This window comes from Phenylobacterium sp., from assembly GCF_030680185.1.
In the GTDB taxonomy this organism is placed as follows: domain Bacteria; phylum Pseudomonadota; class Alphaproteobacteria; order Caulobacterales; family Caulobacteraceae; genus Phenylobacterium.
Map to the genome: position 1 here is coordinate 19324 of NZ_JAUXVZ010000029.1, position 19784 is coordinate 39107.

Annotated in this window: 16 protein-coding genes; 7 read left to right on the plus strand and 9 right to left on the minus strand. The window is 68.6% G+C overall.

The window, feature by feature from the left end; all coding sequences use genetic code 11:
• Positions 1–10: 10 nt before the first annotated feature.
• Positions 11–1561: a class I adenylate-forming enzyme family protein gene (locus Q8L83_RS05115; protein WP_305285137.1), complete on the minus strand. Its 1551-nt coding sequence runs from the start codon at positions 1559–1561 to the stop codon at positions 11–13.
• Between the two features lie 201 nt (positions 1562–1762).
• On the opposite strand from Q8L83_RS05115, the gene Q8L83_RS05120 reads away from it, so the two are divergent.
• Entirely contained in the window at positions 1763–2293 is a 531-nt protein-coding gene (locus Q8L83_RS05120; RefSeq protein ID WP_305285139.1) for a cytochrome c family protein, read from the plus strand.
• Positions 2294–2515: 222 nt separating this feature from the next.
• Here Q8L83_RS05120 and Q8L83_RS05125 read toward each other — a convergent pair whose 3' ends face one another.
• The 4 genes from Q8L83_RS05125 to glpK form a co-directional block, all read right to left on the minus strand.
• Positions 2516–5632 carry an efflux RND transporter permease subunit gene (locus Q8L83_RS05125; RefSeq protein WP_305285140.1) on the minus strand — a complete coding sequence of 1039 codons (3117 nt, stop codon included), beginning with the start codon at positions 5630–5632 and terminating at the stop codon, positions 2516–2518.
• Positions 5629–6768: an efflux RND transporter periplasmic adaptor subunit gene (locus Q8L83_RS05130; protein ID WP_305285141.1), complete on the minus strand. Its 1140-nt coding sequence runs from the start codon at positions 6766–6768 to the stop codon at positions 5629–5631. The genes Q8L83_RS05125 and Q8L83_RS05130 overlap by 4 nt, the downstream gene beginning before the upstream one ends.
• A gap of 247 nt (positions 6769–7015) precedes the next feature.
• Positions 7016–7786, minus strand: a complete 771-nt coding sequence (locus Q8L83_RS05135) for a class II aldolase/adducin family protein (RefSeq protein WP_305285143.1) — start codon at positions 7784–7786, stop codon at positions 7016–7018.
• 73 nt (positions 7787–7859) lie between these two features.
• Entirely contained in the window at positions 7860–9356 is a 1497-nt protein-coding gene (glpK, locus tag Q8L83_RS05140) for a glycerol kinase GlpK (protein WP_305285144.1), read from the minus strand.
• Positions 9357–9481: 125 nt separating this feature from the next.
• Here glpK and Q8L83_RS05145 point away from each other — a divergent pair, with 125 nt between their 5' ends.
• From Q8L83_RS05145 to Q8L83_RS05155, 3 genes are all read left to right on the plus strand, one after another.
• Positions 9482–10609, plus strand: a complete 1128-nt coding sequence (locus Q8L83_RS05145; protein ID WP_305285148.1) for a DUF2336 domain-containing protein — start codon at positions 9482–9484, stop codon at positions 10607–10609.
• 57 nt (positions 10610–10666) lie between these two features.
• Positions 10667–11449 carry an NAD kinase gene (locus Q8L83_RS05150; protein WP_305285149.1) on the plus strand — a complete coding sequence of 261 codons (783 nt, stop codon included), beginning with the start codon at positions 10667–10669 and terminating at the stop codon, positions 11447–11449.
• Positions 11450–11511: 62 nt separating this feature from the next.
• Positions 11512–12003: an Hpt domain-containing protein gene (locus tag Q8L83_RS05155; protein WP_370868356.1), complete on the plus strand. Its 492-nt coding sequence runs from the start codon at positions 11512–11514 to the stop codon at positions 12001–12003.
• A gap of 4 nt (positions 12004–12007) precedes the next feature.
• Here Q8L83_RS05155 and Q8L83_RS05160 read toward each other — a convergent pair whose 3' ends face one another.
• The gene (locus Q8L83_RS05160) at positions 12008–12793 is read right to left on the minus strand and encodes an NUDIX hydrolase (protein WP_305285152.1); all 786 of its coding nucleotides are present in this window, start codon (positions 12791–12793) and stop codon (positions 12008–12010) included.
• A gap of 58 nt (positions 12794–12851) precedes the next feature.
• Positions 12852–13991, minus strand: a complete 1140-nt coding sequence (locus Q8L83_RS05165; RefSeq protein WP_305285153.1) for a DUF2336 domain-containing protein — start codon at positions 13989–13991, stop codon at positions 12852–12854.
• A gap of 162 nt (positions 13992–14153) precedes the next feature.
• Between Q8L83_RS05165 and Q8L83_RS05170 the strand changes: the two genes are divergently transcribed.
• Together Q8L83_RS05170 and Q8L83_RS05175 are read left to right on the plus strand one after the other, a co-directional pair.
• The gene (locus Q8L83_RS05170; protein ID WP_305285155.1) at positions 14154–15953 is read left to right on the plus strand and encodes an ATP-binding protein; all 1800 of its coding nucleotides are present in this window, start codon (positions 14154–14156) and stop codon (positions 15951–15953) included.
• Between the two features lie 124 nt (positions 15954–16077).
• Positions 16078–17274, plus strand: coding sequence for a CaiB/BaiF CoA-transferase family protein (locus Q8L83_RS05175; RefSeq protein WP_305285156.1), 1197 nt, complete (start codon positions 16078–16080; stop codon positions 17272–17274).
• On the opposite strand, the gene Q8L83_RS05180 is transcribed toward Q8L83_RS05175, so the two are convergent.
• Positions 17271–18101, minus strand: coding sequence for a transglycosylase SLT domain-containing protein (locus Q8L83_RS05180; RefSeq protein WP_305285157.1), 831 nt, complete (start codon positions 18099–18101; stop codon positions 17271–17273). The genes Q8L83_RS05175 and Q8L83_RS05180 overlap by 4 nt on opposite strands.
• Before the next feature lie 56 nt (positions 18102–18157).
• Positions 18158–19177, minus strand: coding sequence for an FAD-binding oxidoreductase (locus tag Q8L83_RS05185; protein ID WP_305285159.1), 1020 nt, complete (start codon positions 19175–19177; stop codon positions 18158–18160).
• Between the two features lie 94 nt (positions 19178–19271).
• On the opposite strand from Q8L83_RS05185, the gene Q8L83_RS05190 reads away from it, so the two are divergent.
• The gene (locus Q8L83_RS05190) at positions 19272–19784 is read left to right on the plus strand and encodes a CinA family protein (RefSeq protein ID WP_305285160.1); all 513 of its coding nucleotides are present in this window, start codon (positions 19272–19274) and stop codon (positions 19782–19784) included.

Below are 19784 nucleotides of genomic sequence, written 5' to 3' on the forward strand. Positions count from 1 at the left end.
GAGCCTGCGCTCACGCGGTGAGCGCAGGGCCCTTGTAGCTGCCGCGCAGGTCCTTCTTGAGGACCTTGCCGATGTGGCTGCGGGGCAGATTGTCGATCAGCACCACGTCGGCCAGGCGCTGGGTCTTGCCGACCCGGGCGTTCAGCCAGGTCTTGATGTCGTCCGGCGTCGCGGTCTTGCCCGGGCGCAGGGTGACATAGGCCACCGGCGTCTCGCCCCAGCGGTCGGACGGCACGCCGACCACGGCCGACTCCAGCACGTCCTCGTGCTTGGCCAGTTCCAGCTCCATGTCGCTGGGATAGATGTTGAAGCCGCCTGAGATGATCATGTCCTTCTTGCGGTCCATGAGCGTCAGGAAGCCGTCCTCGTCGAAGCGGCCTACATCCCCGGTACGGATGAAGCGCAGCCCGTCTGGGCTGTACCACTCGGCGTCGCGGGTCTTGCCGGGCTGATTGTGGTAGCCGACCATCATCGCGCCCGAACGGCCGACCACCTCGCCCACATGGCCCTGGGGAACCTCCTTGCCGTCCTCGTCGATCAGCCGGATGTCGTGACCGTTCATCGGCTGGCCGACCGTGTGCAGCTTGTCGGGATGCTCGTGGGCCACCAGCATGCAGGAGCCGCCCCCCTCGGTCATGCCGTAGAACTCGATCAGGCCGCCGGGCCAGCGCTTCAGCACGTCGGCCTTCACCTCCGGTGAGAAGGGCGCGGAGGTGGAGAACTTCAGCTTGAAGCTGGAGAGGTCATAGGTGTCGAAATCCGGCCGCTCCATGATCCGGCGGTACTGGACCGGCACCAGCATGGCATGGGTGGCCTTGTGCCGCGCCGCCATCTCCAGGAACTTCTGGGCGTCGAACTTGGGCATCAACACCGCGGCGCCGCCATTGCCCAGCGTCGGCAGGAAGCTGACCAGGGTTGTGTTCGAATAGAGCGGCGTGGAGACCATGGTCACCGCATCGGTGGAATAGATCCCCCGCCGCACCTGGCCCCAGCGCATGGCGTGCGGCTGGACGATGCCCTTGGGCGTGCCCGTGGTGCCCGAGGAATAGATGATGTTGAACGGGTCATTCGGCCCAACCGTGACGGCCTGCGGCTTGGCGTCCTCAGGCGCCAGCCAGTCCTGGAAGGCCACGCCGGCCGAGGATCCGTCGAGGGCCACGCGCTTGGCGGTGATCTGATCAGCCACAGGCTCGAGCAGGGCCGCGACGCCTTCGTCCAGGAAGAAGACCTTGGCGCCGCAATCGTTGAGCATCATCACCAGGCTGTCGGCCGTGGATGACGGGGCCAGGGGCGCGGCGGCCGAACCGGCGCGCAGGGCGCCCATGAAGACCGCGGCATATTCCAGCGAGGTCGTGGCGCAGATGGCGGCGGCCTCATGCGGGCCGACGCCGTCGCGCTGAAGCGCCGCAGCGATACGGTCCATCAGCAGGGTCAGGCCCGCATAGTCGAGGGTGCGCTCGCCATCGACCAGGGCTATGTGGTCCCCCCGCTCGCGGGCCTGCGAGGCGATCAGTTCCGCCAGGGTCCCGAAGTCCTGGCCCATCAGTTCCTCGGTGGTCATGGCGGCGTCCCTTCCTGTGCGAAATTCAGGGGTCGGAAGTAGCGCGGAAACCCGAGGCGCAGCAACTGCGGCGAGCCTGGATCGCGCTCTGAGGCGGCTGCGCCGTGCGGCTGTCGGCGAATGGACGCAGAAGCCTCGTCGCCCATTGCATGCCCAGCCGGCTTCGCTAGCTTGCGCGCAGATTTCCAGGGGTCAGCCGACATGCGCACAGTATCGAATTGGGTCGCCGGGGCGATCGTCGCCACAAGCCTGGCCAGCTGCGGTCAGGGCGACAACACGGCGGCTTCGGGCGCTCAGCCCACGCCGGCGCCGACCGCAGCCGAGCAGCAGGCCCTGCTGGCCGCCCTGCCCGCCCCCTACAACACCGCCGACCTGGAGAACGGTCGTCGGCAGTTCGGCCTCTGCCGATCCTGCCACACGGTGGTGGAGGGCGGTCCGAACATGACCGGCCCCAATCTGCACGGCGTTTTCGGCCGTCCGGCGGCCTCGGTCGAGGGCTATCGCTATTCCGAGGCGCTGCAGAAGGCCGGCTTCGTCTGGGACGCCGAGCGTCTCGACGCCTGGCTGGCCAACCCGCGCACCTATCTGCCCGGCAATCGCATGACCTTTGTCGGCCTCGACGATCCCAAGAAGCGCATCGACCTGATCGCCTATCTGAAGGTGGAGTCGGGTTTCGCCCCCGGCGAGGCCCCGGCGCCTGATCCGGAGGCTGTGGCGCCCGCCGGTTCGTAAAACACGAATGACGTGCGATTTCGAGCGCCCACAACCTTGACGATTTGTGTGGCCGACCCCACCTTGATGAGGTCACGGTCACGTTGCATCTGTCGATCGCGGCAATCGCCCCGAAGCCACACAAGGTTTCGGGGCGCCCCCCAATCCTGACGACTGGGCCTTCCCCTGCCCCCCGGGGGAAGGCCTCTTTCGTTTGAGGGCGCCGCCCAGCAGTCCGCGAGACTATTCCGCAGCGTTGGCGACGCGGGCCTGCTCGGCCTCTTCGAAGGCTTCGATGCGCCGGGCCATGTGCTCGGGCGACTTCGTGAACCGGGCCAGCAGGTTGTAGAACACCGGCACGATGAACAGGGTCAGCATCGTGGCGAAGATGGCCCCGAAGAAGATGACCACCCCGATGGACCGGCGGGACTCGCCGCCTGCCCCGCCCCAGACGATCAGCGGGATGGCGCCGGCCGCCGCCGAGATCGAGGTCATGATGATCGGACGCAGACGCAGGGTCGACGCCTCGATCACGGCCTCGCGGATCGACAGGCCCTCGTCGCGCAGCTGGTTGGAGAATTCGACGATCAGGATGCCGTTCTTGGCCGCGATGCCGACCATGATGATCAGGCCGATCTGACTGTAGGTGTTGATGGTCGAGCCTGCGACCAGCAGGCCAAACAGCCCGCCCAGGGCGGCCACCGGCACGGTCAACATGATCACCGCCGGATGGATCCAGCTTTCAAACTGGGCGGCCAGCACCAGGAAGACCAGCAGCAGAGCAAGCCCAAAGGCCAGGCCAACGGCGCCGCCGGCCTCCAGATAGTCTCGAGCGCCGCCGCCCCACAGGACGCCCACCCCGCCAGGCTGCTTCTCCACCTCGGCCTCGAAGAAGGCGATAGCGTCGCCCATCGTATAGCCCGGGTTGAGCTGAGCGCTGAGGTTGATGGACCTGGACCGATCCGTCCGTTCGCGGTCTGGCGTGTCACCGCGCACCTCTGAGGTGACGACAGAGGCCAGCGGGATGGTCGCCCCCGACTCCGATCGCACATAGAGGTTGTTGAGGTCCTCCTGCGTCATCCGCTGGTCGCGGCCCGTCTGAAGGATGACGTCATACTCGCGGCCCTCGCGAATATAGGTGGTGACCCGTCGCGAGCCGAACATGGTCTCCAGCGCGCGACCGACCGCCTGGGTCGAGACGCCAAGAGCGGCCGCCTTTTCCCGGTCGATAGTGACCAGCAGGCGCGGCGACGTCGGCTCATAGTTGAGCCGCACCCGGGCAAGCCCTGGATTCTGCTCGGCGGCGGCCTGAAGCGGCCGGAGCCACGCGGCGATCTGCTCATACTCTGTGCCGACCGCGATCAGATCGACGCTGTTGCCTTCGCTGCCGCGCAAGGCCGGACGGACAAAGGCGATCGCTCGGACCCCGGTGACCTGTTCCAGCTCCTTGTTCAGCTGGGCCGCGAGTTCGTTGGAGTCGACGCCGCCTTCGGGGACGGTCACATTGCCGTTGCCGGTGTTGTACTGCGTGCCGCCGAACCGGGGCATGGAGATGAGGTAGCGAGACACCTCGCCGGCCTCATACATCTCCATCAGACGCGCCTCGATCTGCTTCACAGCATCGTAGGTGTAGTCGAAGCCCGCGCCCTCCGGACCATTGATGCTGATGTCCACGCGGCCGCGATCTTCCTCGGGCACAAGCTCGCTGGGCAGATATCGGAAGACGCCAAACGCCGCGACCGCCAGGACGAGGACCACAAGCCCGGTCGCCCAGGTGGCCGCCCGCTTGCCCAGGAGAAAATCCAGGGACGCGTGATAAGACGCGCGAAGCTTGTCCATAGACCCATCGACCGTGCGGGCGATGATCCCCTGCCCCTTGGCCGGGCGCAGAAGCTTGGAGGCCAGCATGGGCGACAGGCTGAGCGCCAGCACGGAGGAGAAGGCCACGGCCGCAGCGACGGCGACGGCCAGTTCGACGAACAGCCGGCCAATATAGCCCGGCAGGAACATGAGCGGCGCAAAGACCGCCATCAGCACAATGGTGGTCGCCATGACGGCGAAGAACACCTGCCGGGCGCCCCGCTGGGCGGCCACGGGGGCCGGCTCGCCCTCGTCCACCCGTCGCTGGATGTTCTCGACCACGACGATGGCGTCATCCACCACGAGGCCGATCGCGAGCACCAAGGCCAGCAAGGTCAGCAGATTCAGGGAGAAACCAAGCGGGGCCAGGACAATGAAGGTCGAAAGAATGCAGATGGGCGCGACCACGGTCGGAATGATCGCCGCCCGCCAGGTGCCCAAAAAGATGAAGTTCACCAGCCCGACGATCGCCAGGCAGATGCCCATCGTGATCCAGACCTCTTCCAGGGCGTGCCGGGTGAAGACGGTGAAATCGACCGCAACCTCCAGCTGGGTGCCCTCGGGAAGGCCGCGGTTCAGTTCCGGCAGCAGGGCGCGGATGCCGTCGGAGATTTCCAGGTCATTGGCCTGGGACTGACGGGTAACGGGAATGCCGACCTGGTCCCGTCCGTTGGACCGGAACATGCGGCGACGCTCATCGGCCTCTTCGGACACGCGCGCGATATCGCCCAGACGGGTCACATAGCCGCCGGGGCCCGACGTGGTGACCGGCAGGTTCGAAAATTCTTCGGGCGTCGTGTAACCGCGGGCGACCCGGATGGTGAAGTCCTTGGCCTCGGCCTCCAGCGAACCGGCCGGCAGCTCGAGGTTCTGGCTGTTCAGCGCGTTCTCGACATCGGCGACCGTGACGTTGCGAGCCGCCATCGCCTGGGGATCGAGCCAGATCCGCATGGCGTAGTTCTGAGCGCCGCCCACTCCGACCTGGGCGACCCCTGGCACTGTCGAGATGCGCTCCACAAGATAGCGGTTGGCGTAGTCCGTCAGCTGCAGGCGGTTGAGCGTCGTCGACGACAGGGCCAGGAAGATGATCGGCTGGGCGTCGGCGTCGGCCTTACGGATCTGCGGCGGGTCGGCCTGCAGCGGCAGGTTGGCCGAAACGCGAGACACCGCATCGCGCACGTCATTGGCCGCGGCGTCGAGGTCGCGGCTGAGCTTGAACTGGATGTTGATCCGCGACGAGCCGTCCCGTGACCCCGAGGTCATCCGGTCGACGCCTTCGATGCCGGCGACCTGGCGCTCGATCACCTCGGTGATCCGCTCCTCGATCACCTCGGAAGATGCGCCGCGGTAGTCGGTGCTGATCGAAATCACCGGGGGATCGACGGCCGGCAACTCCCGCACCGTCATCTGGGTGAAGGAGGCGAGCCCGACCACACACAGGATGATCGCCGCAACCGCAGCAAATACCGGACGACGGACGGAGAGGTCCGAGAGGGTCATGCGCCTGGCCGTTCCGATGCGGGCTCGACGCCGGCGACGTCAGAGGGCGATTGGGTCTCGGCGACGCGGACCGGCTGTCCGCCGGTGACCTTGTTCACGCCGTTGGCGACGATGCGATCACCAGCCTCCAGGCCACTACGGATCTCGACGAAGCCATTCTGGCGCATGCCGGCCTCCACTGGGCGCTGCTCGGCCCGCGTGCCGTTCTCGCCATCGGCGATCAGGAACACGAAGGAGGACGAGCCCTGCACCGAGACCGACGCCTCAGGCACCGCCAGGCTTTCGCGTTGGCCGCGGGAAAGGGCCACCCGCATCATCATGCCAGGCCTCAGCAGCCGGTCAGGATTGGGGAAGATGGCGCGGGCGGTGATCGCCCGTGTGGACTCATCGACGCGGGTGTCCAGGGTTTCGATCGTTCCGCGGATCTGGGTGTCCGGATAGACGTCGCTGGTGGCGACGATGGTCTGGCCCGTCCGCAACCCGGCCAGGTAACGCTCCGGCACCTGGAAATCGACGCGAACCGAGGACAGGTCGTCCAGGGTCACGATGGTCGTGCCCGGATTGACCAGGGCGCCTGGGGTGATGTCCGTCAGGCCGACCACCCCGGCGAAGGGCGCGCGGATCAGGCGATCGCCGCGACGGGCCTCGGCGGCGGCTAGGTCGGCCTGGGCCGTCAGATAGGCCGCCTGGTGTTCGTCCACTGCGGCCTTCGAAGCGAAGCCCTGCTCGGCCAGCGTTTTCCAGCGCTCCAAGGTGCGCTCGGCCTGCAGGGCGCGAGCCCGGGCCTGCTCGACCCCGGCATTCTGTTCGGCGTCCTTGAGTTCAACGAGAACATCGCCCCGCGACACGAACTGGCCGTCGGTGAACCTCACCCGCTCGACGAGCTGGGTGGCCGCCGCCGTCAGCGTCACCGACTGACGCCCCTTGGCCACGCCGAGGAGTTCGACCGTATCGTTGAAGTTCCGGGTGCTCACCGCCGTGGCCGCCACCGGCACGCCGCCGCCGGGGCCGCCCGGCCCCCCGGGGCCCCGAGCCTGGACCTGCTCGCCGCCCATGACCATGCGCAGGCCGCCCACAATGACCATGATCAAGACGATGACGAGGGCGCCGGCGAGGAAGAAATGGCGTCTTACCAATGCAGGCTCCATCGCTCCGGCGGGGGGAGCGTGCGAATGACGTGACACGGACAAAAGGACTCAGCGGAAAGGCTTACGCCGCGTCCAGTAACAGAACGATGGCCGTACGTGTCGGCTTTGAAACACGAGACCTCTCGCTGAATATTCGAGCCGTCCTAACAAAAAGATGCGCTCATCCGCCTATGAAAATGTCGCCACGTGCTCAAAACGCAGGCTGGCCTTAGCCCGCCCACACCGCACCGGACGATCAGGCGTCGTAGCCCGGCGATTCGCGGTCGAGGCGGCGCAGACAGCCGGGCCAGGCGAGCTTGCCGCCAATGCCGCGGGCGACCTGCGAGCGCACCTCGGCCTGTGAGGTCTCAGGAGCGAAGAGCACGTTCTCCCGACCGGCCGACAGGGCCATGACCTGCTGCTTGCAGGCCCGCTCCAGATAGAACATGCCGATCCAGCAGTCGGCGGCGCTTGAGCCCACGGACAGGGTGCCGTGATTGCGCAGCAGCATCAGCGTCTTGTCGCCGATGTCGGCCACCAGGCGCTCGCGCTCGTCCAGGTTCAGGGCGATGCCTTCATAGTCATGATAGGCGAGCCTCGGCAGCACAATCAGGGCATGCTGCGACAGGGGCAGCAGGCCTTCCTTCTGGGCGGCGACGGCGACCCCCTGGTCGGAATGCAGGTGCATGACGAACTTGGCGTCTTCCCGGGCCTCATGAATGGCAGAGTGGATCGTGAAACCCGCCGGATTGATGAAGTAGGGCGTGTCCTGGAGGATGTTTCCCTGCAGATCGATCTTCACCAGCGACGAGGCGGTGATCTCCTCGAACAGCATCCCATAGGGGTTGATCAGGAAGTGGTGCTCAGGCCCCGGAATGCGCGCCGAGATGTGGGTGTAGATCAGGTCGTCCCAGCCGTGCAGGGCCACCAGCCGATAGAGCGCGGCCAACTCGACCCGAGCCTGCCACTCCTCGGTGCTCACCTTGCCCTGCAGGGACATCACGACGCCGGCGGATCCATCGGCCATGACGGCCTCCCTTGGTTCTTATTCTGTCCCTTCAGAGTCCATCTCCAGCCGGCGATCGTCAAGGGCTGGACGCTCAACCATGGCTGAGCACGCGGCGCACGGCGTCACGCCAGCGGGCCTGGCCAATCTGGCGCAAGGCGGGATCGAGGGCTGGCGCGGAGGGCTCAGTCGTCGGACGCGCTGCGGCGGCGGCTTCGACATCGGGATAGAGGCCGGCCCCAAGGCCGGCGAACAGGGCGGCGCCCAGGGCCGTCGTCTCCTCATAGCTGGCCCGGGCGACACGCTGGCCGGTGAGGTCGGCCAGGCGCTGGGCGAACCAGGGGCTGCGCGACATGCCGCCATCGATCCGCAGTTCCGAGCCCTCGCCGAAGGCGTCGGGGGCGTCTGACGCCATGGCCTCGATCAGATCGGCGGTCTGATAGGCGCTGGCCTCATAGGCGGCCGCAGCGATCTCGGGCAGGCCGGCGTCCCGGGTCAGACCGCTCAAGGAGCCCCGGGCCTCGGCGTCCCACCAGGGCGCCCCCAGGCCCGTAAAGGCCGGCACCAGCACCACGCCATGATCTGGCCGCGCCCGGCGGGCCAGGCCCTCGGCCGCAGCCGGCGACTCGACCCCCAGCCCCTCCACCAGCCACTGGATGGCGGCGCCGGCGATGAAGATGGCGCCTTCCAGGGCATAGGTGGTTCGCCCATCGATCCGCGCGGCGACCGTGGTCAGCAGGCGGGCCTGGGAGACCGGCGCGGTCTCGCCGGTGTTCACCAGCAGGAAGCAGCCGGTGCCATAGGTGGCCTTCATCTGGCCTGGCGCCACGCATCCCTGCCCCATCAGCGCGGCCTGTTGGTCGCCGGCCACGCCGCAGATCGGGATGGCGCGGCCGAGCAACCCAGGCTCGGTCTCGCCGAACAGACCCGCGCAATCACGCACGTGCGGCAGGATGGCCCGGGGCACCCTGAACAGCTCAAGCATGGCCTCCGACCAGGCCTGCGCCCGGATGTCGAACAGCAGGGTGCGCGAGGCATTGGTGGCGTCGGTGACATGGGCCTTGCCGCCGGTCAGTTTCCAGATCAGCCAGGAATCGATCGTTCCGGCCAGCAGCTCCCCAGCCTCGGCGCGGGCCCTGGCGCCTGGAACATTGTCCAGCATCCAGGCGAGCTTGGTCCCGGTGAAATAGGGATCGATCAACAGGCCGGTGACCTCTGTCACATGCGCCTCGGCCCCCTGTCGGCGCAGGCTTTCGCAGAGCGCGGCGGTGCGACGATCCTGCCAGACGATGGCCCGGTGCACCGGAACCCCCGTTTCCCGGTCCCAAAGCACCACGGTTTCCCGCTGATTGGTGATGCCGATCGCGGCGATCTGGCCCATATCGGCCCGGGCGTTGGCCACGGCCTCGACCATCACCTGGGCTGCGGCCTCATAGATGTCCTGGGCGTCGTGCTCCACCCAGCCATCGGCCGGGTAGTGTTGGGCCAGGGGACGGGACGCCTCTCCAAGAGCCTGCCCCGCCAGATCGAAGACAATAGCCCGCGTGCTGGTGGTGCCCTGGTCCAGGGCCAGGATCAGGGGTTGGGCCATGTCGATCTGCTCCTCACGTCACTGTCTTCAGAAACTGCGGCGATTTGGTTGGCGCCGGTTTAAGCATGTTTTCATTTGCAGCCATCAGATTCGCCCGAACGAACGACTCGTAGCCGGAGGTCGCCTTGAGCGCGCTCGCTAGGACCGAAGAGATCCTGAGTCTGGCCAAGAGCCGAACGCCTGGGGATCGCGAACGGCTGCTTCTGGCCGTGGTGGACCTGTGCGACGTCGCCGACAGCGGTCAGATCATGTCGGCGCCGGCCGTCCAGGACCTGCTGAACTCCATTTTCATGAGCCTGGTGGTCGAGGCCGAACGGGACATTCGCAAACGCCTCGCCGAAAAGCTGGCCGGCGTCGACTGGGCTCCGATCGCCCTGATCAACGTCCTGGCCCTGGACGACATCGAGATCGCCAGACCCATCATCGCGGCCAGTCCGATCCTCAAGGACCACGACCTGGTCCGCCTGCTCGTCGAAGCCACCGTCGAGCATCAGATCGAAGTCGCTCGGCGCCCCAGCCTCGGCGCGCCTGTGGTCGCGGCCATCCTGCAGCAGGCCGAACCTGCCGTGCTCACCGCCCTGGTGGGCAACACCCAGACCGCCCTGGCGCCCGACGACATGACGATGCTGGTCAAGGCGTCGCGACGCGTGGCGGCCCTGCGCTCGCCCCTCACCCGACGCGCCGAACTCACAGAAGCCCTGGCCCGCGAGCTCTATGCCTGGGTCGGTCAGGCCCTGCGTCAGGCGCTCGGCCTCCGCTTCCGCCTCGACACCACCGCCCTCGACGCCGCTCTGGGGCAGGCGGTGGGCGAAGCCCACGCCGGGGCCAGCGCCGAGAGCGGCGACGCCATCGTCTGGCAGAAGGATGATGAGCGCGAGGAGATGGAGAAGCGCCTGATCAGCAAGCTGGTGGCCGCCGGCCAACTTCGCCCGGGCTACCTTTTGCGCGCCCTGCGGGAGGGCAAGCTCTCCCTGTTCGTGGGCGTGCTGTCGACCTTGGGCGACTTCCCCGCGGACATGGTGCGCAGGGCCATGGATGGTGATCAGCCCGAGCATCTGGCCCTGGCCTGTGCGGCGGTGAGCATCGACCGAAGCGCTTTCCCGACGATCCTGGAGCTGGTCCGCAGCCTGAACGACAACCGGCCCGGCGGCGGGGCTGAGGGCGCCCGGCGCGCCCTGGCCGCCTTCGGGCCCTTCGCCCCCGACCTGGCCGCCGCCGCCTTCCGTCAGACGATGAGTTCCCGCCAGGGTTAAACCGCCGGCGCGATCGGCGTTTGACAAGGCGCTCGCCCTACCGGCTTTTGCACGCCCATGTTCAAAGCCGAACCCTTCGTGACCCGGCTGGCCTTCGCCGCCAGCGACCGGCCCGAAGCGCAGGATGCGCTGAAGGACCTGACCGCCCGCTATGGCCAGGTTCCTCAGGACCAGGCTCAGGTGATCGTCGCCCTGGGCGGCGACGGCTTCATGCTCGAAACCCTGCACGGCAATATGGGCGCGCCCAAGCCGATCTACGGCATGAACCGCGGTTCGGTCGGCTTCCTGATGAACGAATACAGCCCCGACGACCTGCTCGACCGGATCAACGCAGCAGAGCGGGCGCTGATACACCCCTTGAGCATGGTGGCGGTGGACGCCCGGCGTCGCCAGCACCGGGCCCTGGCGATCAACGAGGTCTCCCTGCTGCGCCAGACCCGGCAGACCGCCAAGCTGCGCATCTCGGTGGATGGTAAGGTGCGGCTGAACGAGCTGTCCTGCGACGGCGCCCTGGTGGCGACGCCGGCCGGTTCGACCGCCTACAACCTCTCGGCCCACGGCCCGATCATCCCCCTGGACGCCAAGGTCATGGCGCTGACGCCGATCAGCGCCTTCCGCCCCCGGCGCTGGCGCGGCGCCCTGCTGTCGCACGCGGCCCGCGTCACCTTCGAGATCCTCGAGGCCGACAAGCGCCCGGTGAGCGCCGTGGCCGACAACTTCGAGGTGCGCGATGTGGCCGAGGTGCATGTGGCCGAGAACCGCGACATCAGCCTGACCATGCTATTCGACGCCGGCCGCAGCCTCGAGGAACGGGTTCTGGCCGAGCAGTTTTCCGCCTGACCCGCCGTCTCATTCGTTGTTAAGGTTCGCTCGCTACGATTGCGTCGTGCGTCCCCGAGGAGATGGCCGTGAGTCAGCAGAATACGGGTCAGGTGATCCAGGTCCCCAACACGCTCCGCCTCAAGGTCGGGGGCCGGTTCGGCGCGGTCGACGCCAGCGCGATCGCCAAGGCCGAAGCGGCGCTGAAAAGCCTGTCGGGAAATTTCGGCGCCTGGCTGCAGGACGAAGTCACCAAGCTCGAAGCCGCCCGCCAGCAGGTCAGGACCGAAGGCGCCACGGCCGAGACGCTTGAAGCGCTTTATCTGCGCGCCCACGACCTGAAGGGTCTGGGGACCACCTACGAATTCCCGCTGATCACCCGCATGGCCGCCTCGCTCTGCAAGCTGATCGACGACAAGGACAAGCGCATGCAGGCGCCGATGGTCCTGATCGACGCCCATATCGACGGGGTCAAGGCCGCCGTTCGCGACAGCATCAAGACCGACGACCACCCGGTCGGCAAGATCCTGGTGGAAGAGCTCGAGCGTCGGGTCGCCGCCTCGGGCCTCGTCTGAATTTCTACATTCCCGGGACGAAAGGCTCGCTGACGGCACCGTAGCCGGCGCTTTCCGGCAGCACCAGCCGCGCGCCATCTGGGCCTGCGCGAACCTCCGGCTGCACCGCTACGAGCGGGCGCGCCCGGGCCGCTGAAATAGCGCCGGCCGCATCGGTCGAACGGGCCAGGCGGCCGAGATTCATCCGGGTCGGAAAGACCAGCTTTCGCTCGCCCCGCACGCCCGCCTCCAGGGCCGCCTGGGGTGAGAGCCAGCAGGCGTCCACGGTCTCCCTTCCATCGCACACCGCCAGCTGCCCGGCCGGGGCGTGCGCGACGTAGAACCAGGTGTCGAACCGCTTGGGCGTCACCGGCGGCGTGATCCAGCGGGCGAAGACGGTCAGGGCCGACAGGTCGAGGCGTGCGCCTGCCGCCCGGACCACATCCAGAAACGGCGTCTCGCCGCGATCCACAGACTGGCGCAGTTCCAGGGAGGCGGGCTCGATGTCGAGCTGGCCGCCATCGCGCCGGGTGGCGAGCAACAGGCCGGCCTCTTCGAACACCTCCCGTATGGCGGCGATCCGCAGACCACGCTGCTCGCCGTCGTGGGCCGACCAGCCCGAGACGTGGTCGCCCCAGGCTTCGTCATGATCGCCGGGATGGGATTTCCCGCCCGGAAACACCAGGGCCCCGGAGGCGAAGTCGATCTGGTGATGGCGCTCGACCATCAGCACCTCGAAGGCCGGGTCATCGCGCAGCAGCAGCAGGGTGGAGGCCGGGCGAATCTCGCCGCTGTCGGTGGGGAGGCTCATCGGCGAAATCTGGGCGCCGCGGCGCCGATCGCCAAGCAAAAGTTCTGGAGGTTACGCCTCAGGCGGTCTGCATGGCGGGCGTGGCGCGGTCGGCCAGCCGGTCCATGCGATCGAGCAGATAGTCGGCGTCGTCCCGGGCGCCCACATGGGGCTGGGTCAGGAAGCGTTCGAGCATCTTCTTCTGGAAGCGGTCGCGATCGCGGGCGCCGCCCTCGAACTCCATGGCGTGGAAGGTGTCCACGCCGGCGCGGAAGGCCGGCAGCAGGCGCGCCGGCAGACCAGCCCGCTCATAGATGGCCTTGAGGCCCAGCGGCCCGGCGTCATGGATCATCAGCCAGGTGCGGTGGTGGGGCACGCCGGCAAGTTCGGCCAGCCCCCACTCGAAGAAGGCCATGTGCCCATGGGCCAGGCCTCGCAGAAGCAGGGAGGCGGTAAGGCGCTCGTTGCGGTTCAGGTGGGCGACGAAGGCCTTGAGGTCGGCGGCGCGTCCAGCCTGGTCCACCAGATCGAGGGTCGCCCGCTCCTTGGCGCCGGTGGCGATCTGCAGGGCCAGTTCCGGCGACACCGGGTGATGGGTCAGCAGATGGTCGCGGACCTGGTCGCTGACCATGTCGATCAGCTTCTCGGTCACCGACAGAGGCAGGGTCTGACGGTAGGCTACGGCGGCCAGCACGCGCTCGGACCGCTCGAACCGCGCCAGGACATTCATCAGCGTGGCGTCGGCGAAATCGGCGTTATCGTTAGCGCAGGCCACTTCGACGGCCCGTTCGGCGCCGGTTTCCACCAGGACATCGGTGACCCGGCGCGAAAGACGCGGCCGTTTGGCGATGGCCACCTGGCGCACAGGACCGCCCAGCCGGACGATCTCGGCCAGTTCTTCATCGGTAAACACCGGCGAGAAGCTGAGGATCGGCTGGCAGACGCTTTCCACATCCCGGGCCAGAGTAAGCGCCACATCGTGGGGCAGAAGCGGCGAACTCCTGAGCGTGACGGCCAGGGCGCGACGCACCAGTTCGGCGGCGTCGGCGGCCATGACCCGCAGAATGTCCTGCGCCAGGGCCTGTTCGTCGGGAGTGAGCGGCAGGGTGTCGATCCGGCGGCAGAGCTTGTGGGCGACCAGGGCGCGCTCGTCCGGGGTCGCGCCCTTCACCAGGGTGCGGATGTCATCCTCGGTCAGCGCCGCCCGCGTGGTCGTCATAGGACCCGTCCCCCTCCGTCGAGACTTCCATCCCGTGCGCCGACAATGATTGGTTAGGCTTAACGGACAGTTTCGCGCGCGCCTGTGGATTAACGCTATCGCGTAACGTCCCGCCAACCCTGAGCCACTACCTTCGCGGGCGTCGCCGCAAAGGATATGCCTGTGTCATCCAAAGCCGATTCTGTGCGGTTTGCCCCCCGTGGCGCAACGTCGCTGACGCTTCAGGCCCTGGAGGCCCAGACGGCGCTCCTGCCCTACGCCCTGGTGGCCTTTCTGGTCAGCCTGCCGATCTTCGTCTGGGCCGGCTCCTTCGCGCCGAATGCGGCGTGGATGACGGCCAGCTTCGCCCTGTTCGCCATCGCCTGCGCCGCCACCTACGCCGCCGTCGGCTGGCTGCGGACCCCGTCGGCTCAGGATCTCGTCAAGCGCGGCCGGGTTCATGTGGCCACGGGTCTGGTCTGGGCCGCCTGCGTGGCCCAGATCGCCGTCTTCGCCGACAACGCCGGACCGATGCGCGAGGCCCTGCTGCTGATGGCCACGGCCGCCTCCGTGGTCTGCATCTTCTTCACCGCTCCCTGGCTGCCCAGCCTGCTGATCGTCGGCTCCGCGGCGGCGGCCGGCCCGCTGATCGCGCTCTTCGCCACGCCTCACAGCCAGAGCGCTGCGAACCTGGCCTGGGGCGGGGTGGCCTTGGCCTTCGCCCTGGCCCTGATCCTCAACCGCATCCTCCGCCGCCAGTTCGCCCTGGCCACCGAGCGCGAGGAGCTGATCGCCGATCGGGCCGGCAAGGTCGAAGAGGCCGGCCGCCTGGCCCGTTCCAAGTCCGACCTGGTGGCGACGCTGAGCCACGAGATCCGCAACGGCCTGACGGGGGTCGCCCATGTGCTGGCCGCCGCCGCCGGGCGCAACGGCCGCGCCGCGCCCTCGCGGGACCAGCTGTCGGCAGCCCTCGACGCGGTCAGCGACCTGATCGCCGTGCTCAACACCACCCTGGATTCCGAGACCGCGGAGGCGGGTCGGCTGGCCATCGACATCCGGCCGATCGACGCCGCCGGCCTGGTGCGGGACCTGATCCTGCTCAATCGCCCGCATGCGGCGACCAAGGGGCTCGAGCTGGACGTGTTCGTCGCTCCCGAGTTGAACGGTCGGGTCGGCGCGGTCATGGCCGACCCCACCCGCCTGCGTCAGATCCTGGCCAACCTGCTGGGCAACGCCATCAAGTTCACCGTCCGCGGCCGGGTCGAGGCGCGGCTGGAACTGACCGAGTCCGGTCGCCTGGCGATCGAGATCGCCGACACCGGACCAGGCCTGTCGCCCAAGGAACTGGAGCGGGCCTTCGAGGCCTTCCATCGGGTGGAGCGCACCAGCGCCGGCGTGCCGGGCGCCGGTCTTGGCCTCTCCCTCTCACGGCAGCTCGCGCGTCTCATGCAGGGGGAGCTGCAAGCCAGCAGCGCGCCGGGCGTAGGCAGCTGCTTCCGCCTGGAGCTGCCCTTCGATGTCGAGGCCGCGCCGCAGATCGATCTGGTGGTCCACGATGCCGACGAGGACCCGACCGAGGGTCGCAAGCTGCGCATCCTGATGGCCGAGGACGACAGCCTGAACGCGGCCATGATGCGCGCCGTGCTGGAACAGCTGGGCCACCAGGTGGTGCACGCCCAGGACGGCCGCCGGGCCGTGGACCTGGCCAACGTCTGCGACTTCGATCTGGCGCTCATCGATGGCCGCATGCCCGGCCTCGACGGGCCGGAAGCCACCGCCGCCATCCGCGCCCTGGAGGGCCCGGCCGGCCACCTGCCAATCATCGCCGTGATCGGCGGCGACGCCGACGAGGCCCAGGCCTGCACTGAGGCCGGCGCCGACGCGGTTCTGCGCAAGCCGGTCAGCGTCACCGCCGTCGCCCGGGCCGTGGCCGACGCCACCGCCGCCCCGCGCCGCCGGGTGGCCGGACGCCGGGTCGCCTGAGCCCCGGACATCTGACCCTACGGCAAGGCCAAGTCCGCCTTTCCCCCCTCGCCCGCCCCGGTCACTATGGCGCCAAGCGGACCGGCGCCGACCAAGGCGCGGCCAGGGCGGAGGACGAAGTTCAGTGATACTCAAGGGTCTGAAGGTGGTGGAGTTCGCCACCTATATCGCCGCGCCCGGCGCGGCCGGCGTGCTGGGCGACTGGGGCGCCGAGGTGATCAAGATCGAGCGGCCGGGCGGCGACGACATGCGCCACGTCTTCGCCGACGCCAAGAGCGACCTGGGCGCCAATCCGACCTTCGAGATGGACAATCGCGGCAAGCGCTCGGTGGTGCTCGACATCTCCAAGCCCGAGGGACGCGACGCCGTGGCCAGACTGGCGGCCAGCGCAGACGTCTTCCTGACCAATGTGCGGCCCGCCTCCCTCAAGCGCGCCGGCCTGGACGAGGCCAGCCTGAGGGGCGCCAATCCGCGACTGATCTACGCCCTGGTCACCGGCTATGGGATGGAGGGGCCCGACGCCCACAAGCCGGGCTTCGACGTCACCGCCTTCTGGTCCCGGGCAGGCGTGGCGCGGATGACCACGCCCAAGGGGGAAGATCCTTTCCTGCTGCGCACGGGCTTTGGCGACCACATCACCTCGCTGGCCACCACCTCAGCCATCCTGGCGGCGCTTTATGAGCGCGAACAGACCGGCGTCGGGCGGATGGTGCAGACCTCTCTGCTGGCCACGGGCGTCTACACCGTCGGCTCAGACCTGGCGGTGCAACTCCGCTTTGGCCGGCTGTCGTCGAACCGGTCCCGGCGTGAGCCGCTGAACCCGCTGGCCAACTTCTTCCAGAGCCGTGAGGGCCGCTGGTTCGTCACCAATCCCCGGGGCGGGTCGGTGGACTGGGCGGCGATGACCAAGGCCGCAGGCCGGCCGGAGCTGCAGGAGGATCCGCGGTTCACGAGCGGACGCCTGCGCAAGGAAAACACCGCAGCCCTGACGGCCGAGTTCGACAGGGCCTTCGGCGCCCTGGACTGGGATGAGATCACCGCCCGCCTGGATTCGGCCGATCTGGTCTGGGCTCCGGTCCAGACCCCGGCCGAGGTGGCGACCGATCCGCAGGTGCGCGCCGCCGGCGCCCTGGTCGAGGTGGAGGACGGTCGCGGCGGGTTTGGCGATTCGCCGGCCGCGCCGGCCCAGTTTCCAGGTGTCGAGACGACGCGCCGGCCGCCGCCGCCGGGTCTTGGCCAGCACACGGCCGAAGTGCTTTCGGAGATCGGCTACAGCGCCGAAGAGATCGAGGCGATGCGGGCGAGCGGCGCGGCGGTCTAGGTGCCGTCGCGGGCCTCAGACAGCATCCGCAGCATTTCGCTCGAGAAGAGCGAGCCGCCCAGGCGCTGGCCCGCCCCGGCCCCCTCGGCGGGCTGAGAGCCGCGAAGGATGAAGTCTACTAGGACCTCCTGCTCGCGCATGGCTTCGGCGCGGCGGGCCGAGGCGTACTGGATGAAGCCGCCATCGGGAACCACGGGCGAGGTCTCCCGCGGACGTACGGCGTCCCCGCCCCCGCCGGTGCGGGTCAGATTGGCGTAGACCTCGGCGACGGTGGCCGGACGCCCGTCCCTGTAGAAGATCGAGCGGTTGGCCCGGGCGGCCTCGGGAAACAGGCTGGCTGCGCTGGCGCCCGGCTGGGAACGCGTCGCCTCGATCAGCCGCGCCGAGCCTTGGGGCCCCAGGAAGTGGGCGGCGTAGAGCTCGCCGGCCGTGGGCGCGCGGCCGACGCGGCCCTTCAGATAGGCGGCATGATCCGTGGCCAATTCGCCAGCCATCAGAGAGGCGGCCTGGGGGTCGAACCGCAGATCCATCACCGTCTTGCGGGCCTCGGCGCCCGACACCCGGTAGCGGCCGTCGGAGCCCTTCTGGATCAGGTCGGCATAGCGGGCATAGCCGTATTTGGAGCCATGCTGCTTCAGCGTGGCGAGCCAGGTCTGCTCGACGAACTGGAAGAGGCCGGCGGCCGACGAGGTCTTGGCCTTGGCGGTGGGATTGTAGCCGCTCTCCCGATGCGCCGTGCCCATCAGGAAGGTGAAATCGACCCCCGTCGCGCTGGACGCGCGCTGGATGGCGGTTTCGACCACACCTCTGAGACCCTGGACGGACATGGCCCCTGAATGCGTCCGGCATGGTTAACGGCCCGCTAACCACGTTTTGCGAGTCCTCAGCCCGAGAAGCGGTCGGCGGCCAGTCTGCCCGCCCAGACACCAGGGTCTTCCCCCCGCGCATAGGCGCAGACCAGGGCGCCCACCAGGGGGGCCAGCAGCCAGCCATTGCGCCGCGCCCCGGCCGCAAGAATGACGCCCGGCGTACGACTTGGCCCCACCAGGGGCAGGCCATCCGGGGTGGCGGCCCGCACGCCCGCGTGCGCCGTCCAGGGGCGCTGGGTCAGGCCAGGGAAGACCGCGCCCGCCGCCTGGGCCAGGTTTCCGGCGACCGCGGCGTCGACCGTGGGGTCTGACACGCCCGTCTCCATGGTCGCCCCCACCCGCAGACCACCAGCGCCCGGAGCCGCATAGGCCCCCGGCCCCCGCAGGACGGGTCCGTCATAGGCAAGGTCGTCGAAGCGCAGGATGTGGCCCTTGATCGGCGACAGGGTCGAGAGCTCGGGCGCCCGGTCGATCAAGTCCTGCGAGGGGCCCGTTGCGACAACCAGCCAGTCCACAGGGTCGGCCGGCGGCTGTGGGCTGAGGCGGACGCCCAGGCCCTGAGCGGCCTCCGTCAAGGCGCCGAGACTGGCCGCATCGATCCGCCAGTCCCCTGCGACCTGAAGACCGCCTTCGATGACCGCGCCATAGCCCCCGGGAAAGGCGGGCAATCGGTCCGTCGGCATGGGCGGCAGGTCGAGCCCCAGAGCTTTGGCCGTCTGCGAGAGCCCCGCCAGGCGCGTGTGGTCGCCCAGCAGGATCGCGCCACGGCGGTCCAGGTCCAGCCCCCAGCGCTCTGCGAAGCGCGGCCAGAGATCGCGGGCGACCATCATGAGATCGAGGTGCGGTCGGGCGACCGGGTCCGTCAGGGCCTCGCTCACCGGCGCCAGCATGCCCGCGGCGACGCCCGAGGCGTTGACGCCGACCGCGGCCGGATCATGCAGGCTGACCTGCGCCCCGGCCCTCGCCAGGGCCAGCGCACTGGCCAGGCCAAACACCCCGGCCCCGGCCACGGCGACTCTCAGTCCCTTCGTCATGGGGCTAACGAGGGGCGCCGGCTGCGGAAATCAAGGGGAACCGACGTCAGCGCCCCCGTGTTGAAGGCCCACCTTCAAGACGGAGCGTCGTGCGATGGCTGAAGCCCTGGACCTTGCCGTTCCCCCCGCGCTGGACGATCTGGTGCGGGACGTTCTGACCCTGGCCTGCGATCGGGATCTGAAACTGGCCACGGCTGAGAGCTGTACGGGCGGCCTGCTGGCCTCGCTGCTGACCGACATCCCCGGCTGCAGCCATGCCTTCGAGCGGGGGTTCGTGGTCTATACCGAGGCGGCCAAGCACGAGATGTTGCAGACGCCGCTGGACATGCTGAAAGCCCATGGGCCGGTGTCCGAACCTGTCGCCCTGGCCCTGGCGGAGGGTGCGATCGCCAACTCCCAGGCCGACATCGTCGTCGCCATCACCGGCTTCACCGAGGCGGGTCCAAATCCCGGCGAGGAGGCAGGCCTGGTGCACTTCGCCAGCGCGCGGCGCGGCAGGGCGGCGCAGCACAGGCTGGTTCACTTCGGCGACATCGGCCGCGGTCATGTGCGCCAGGGGGCGCTGGAGACCGCGCTTTCCATGATGCGCGAGGAAATCCTGCGATAA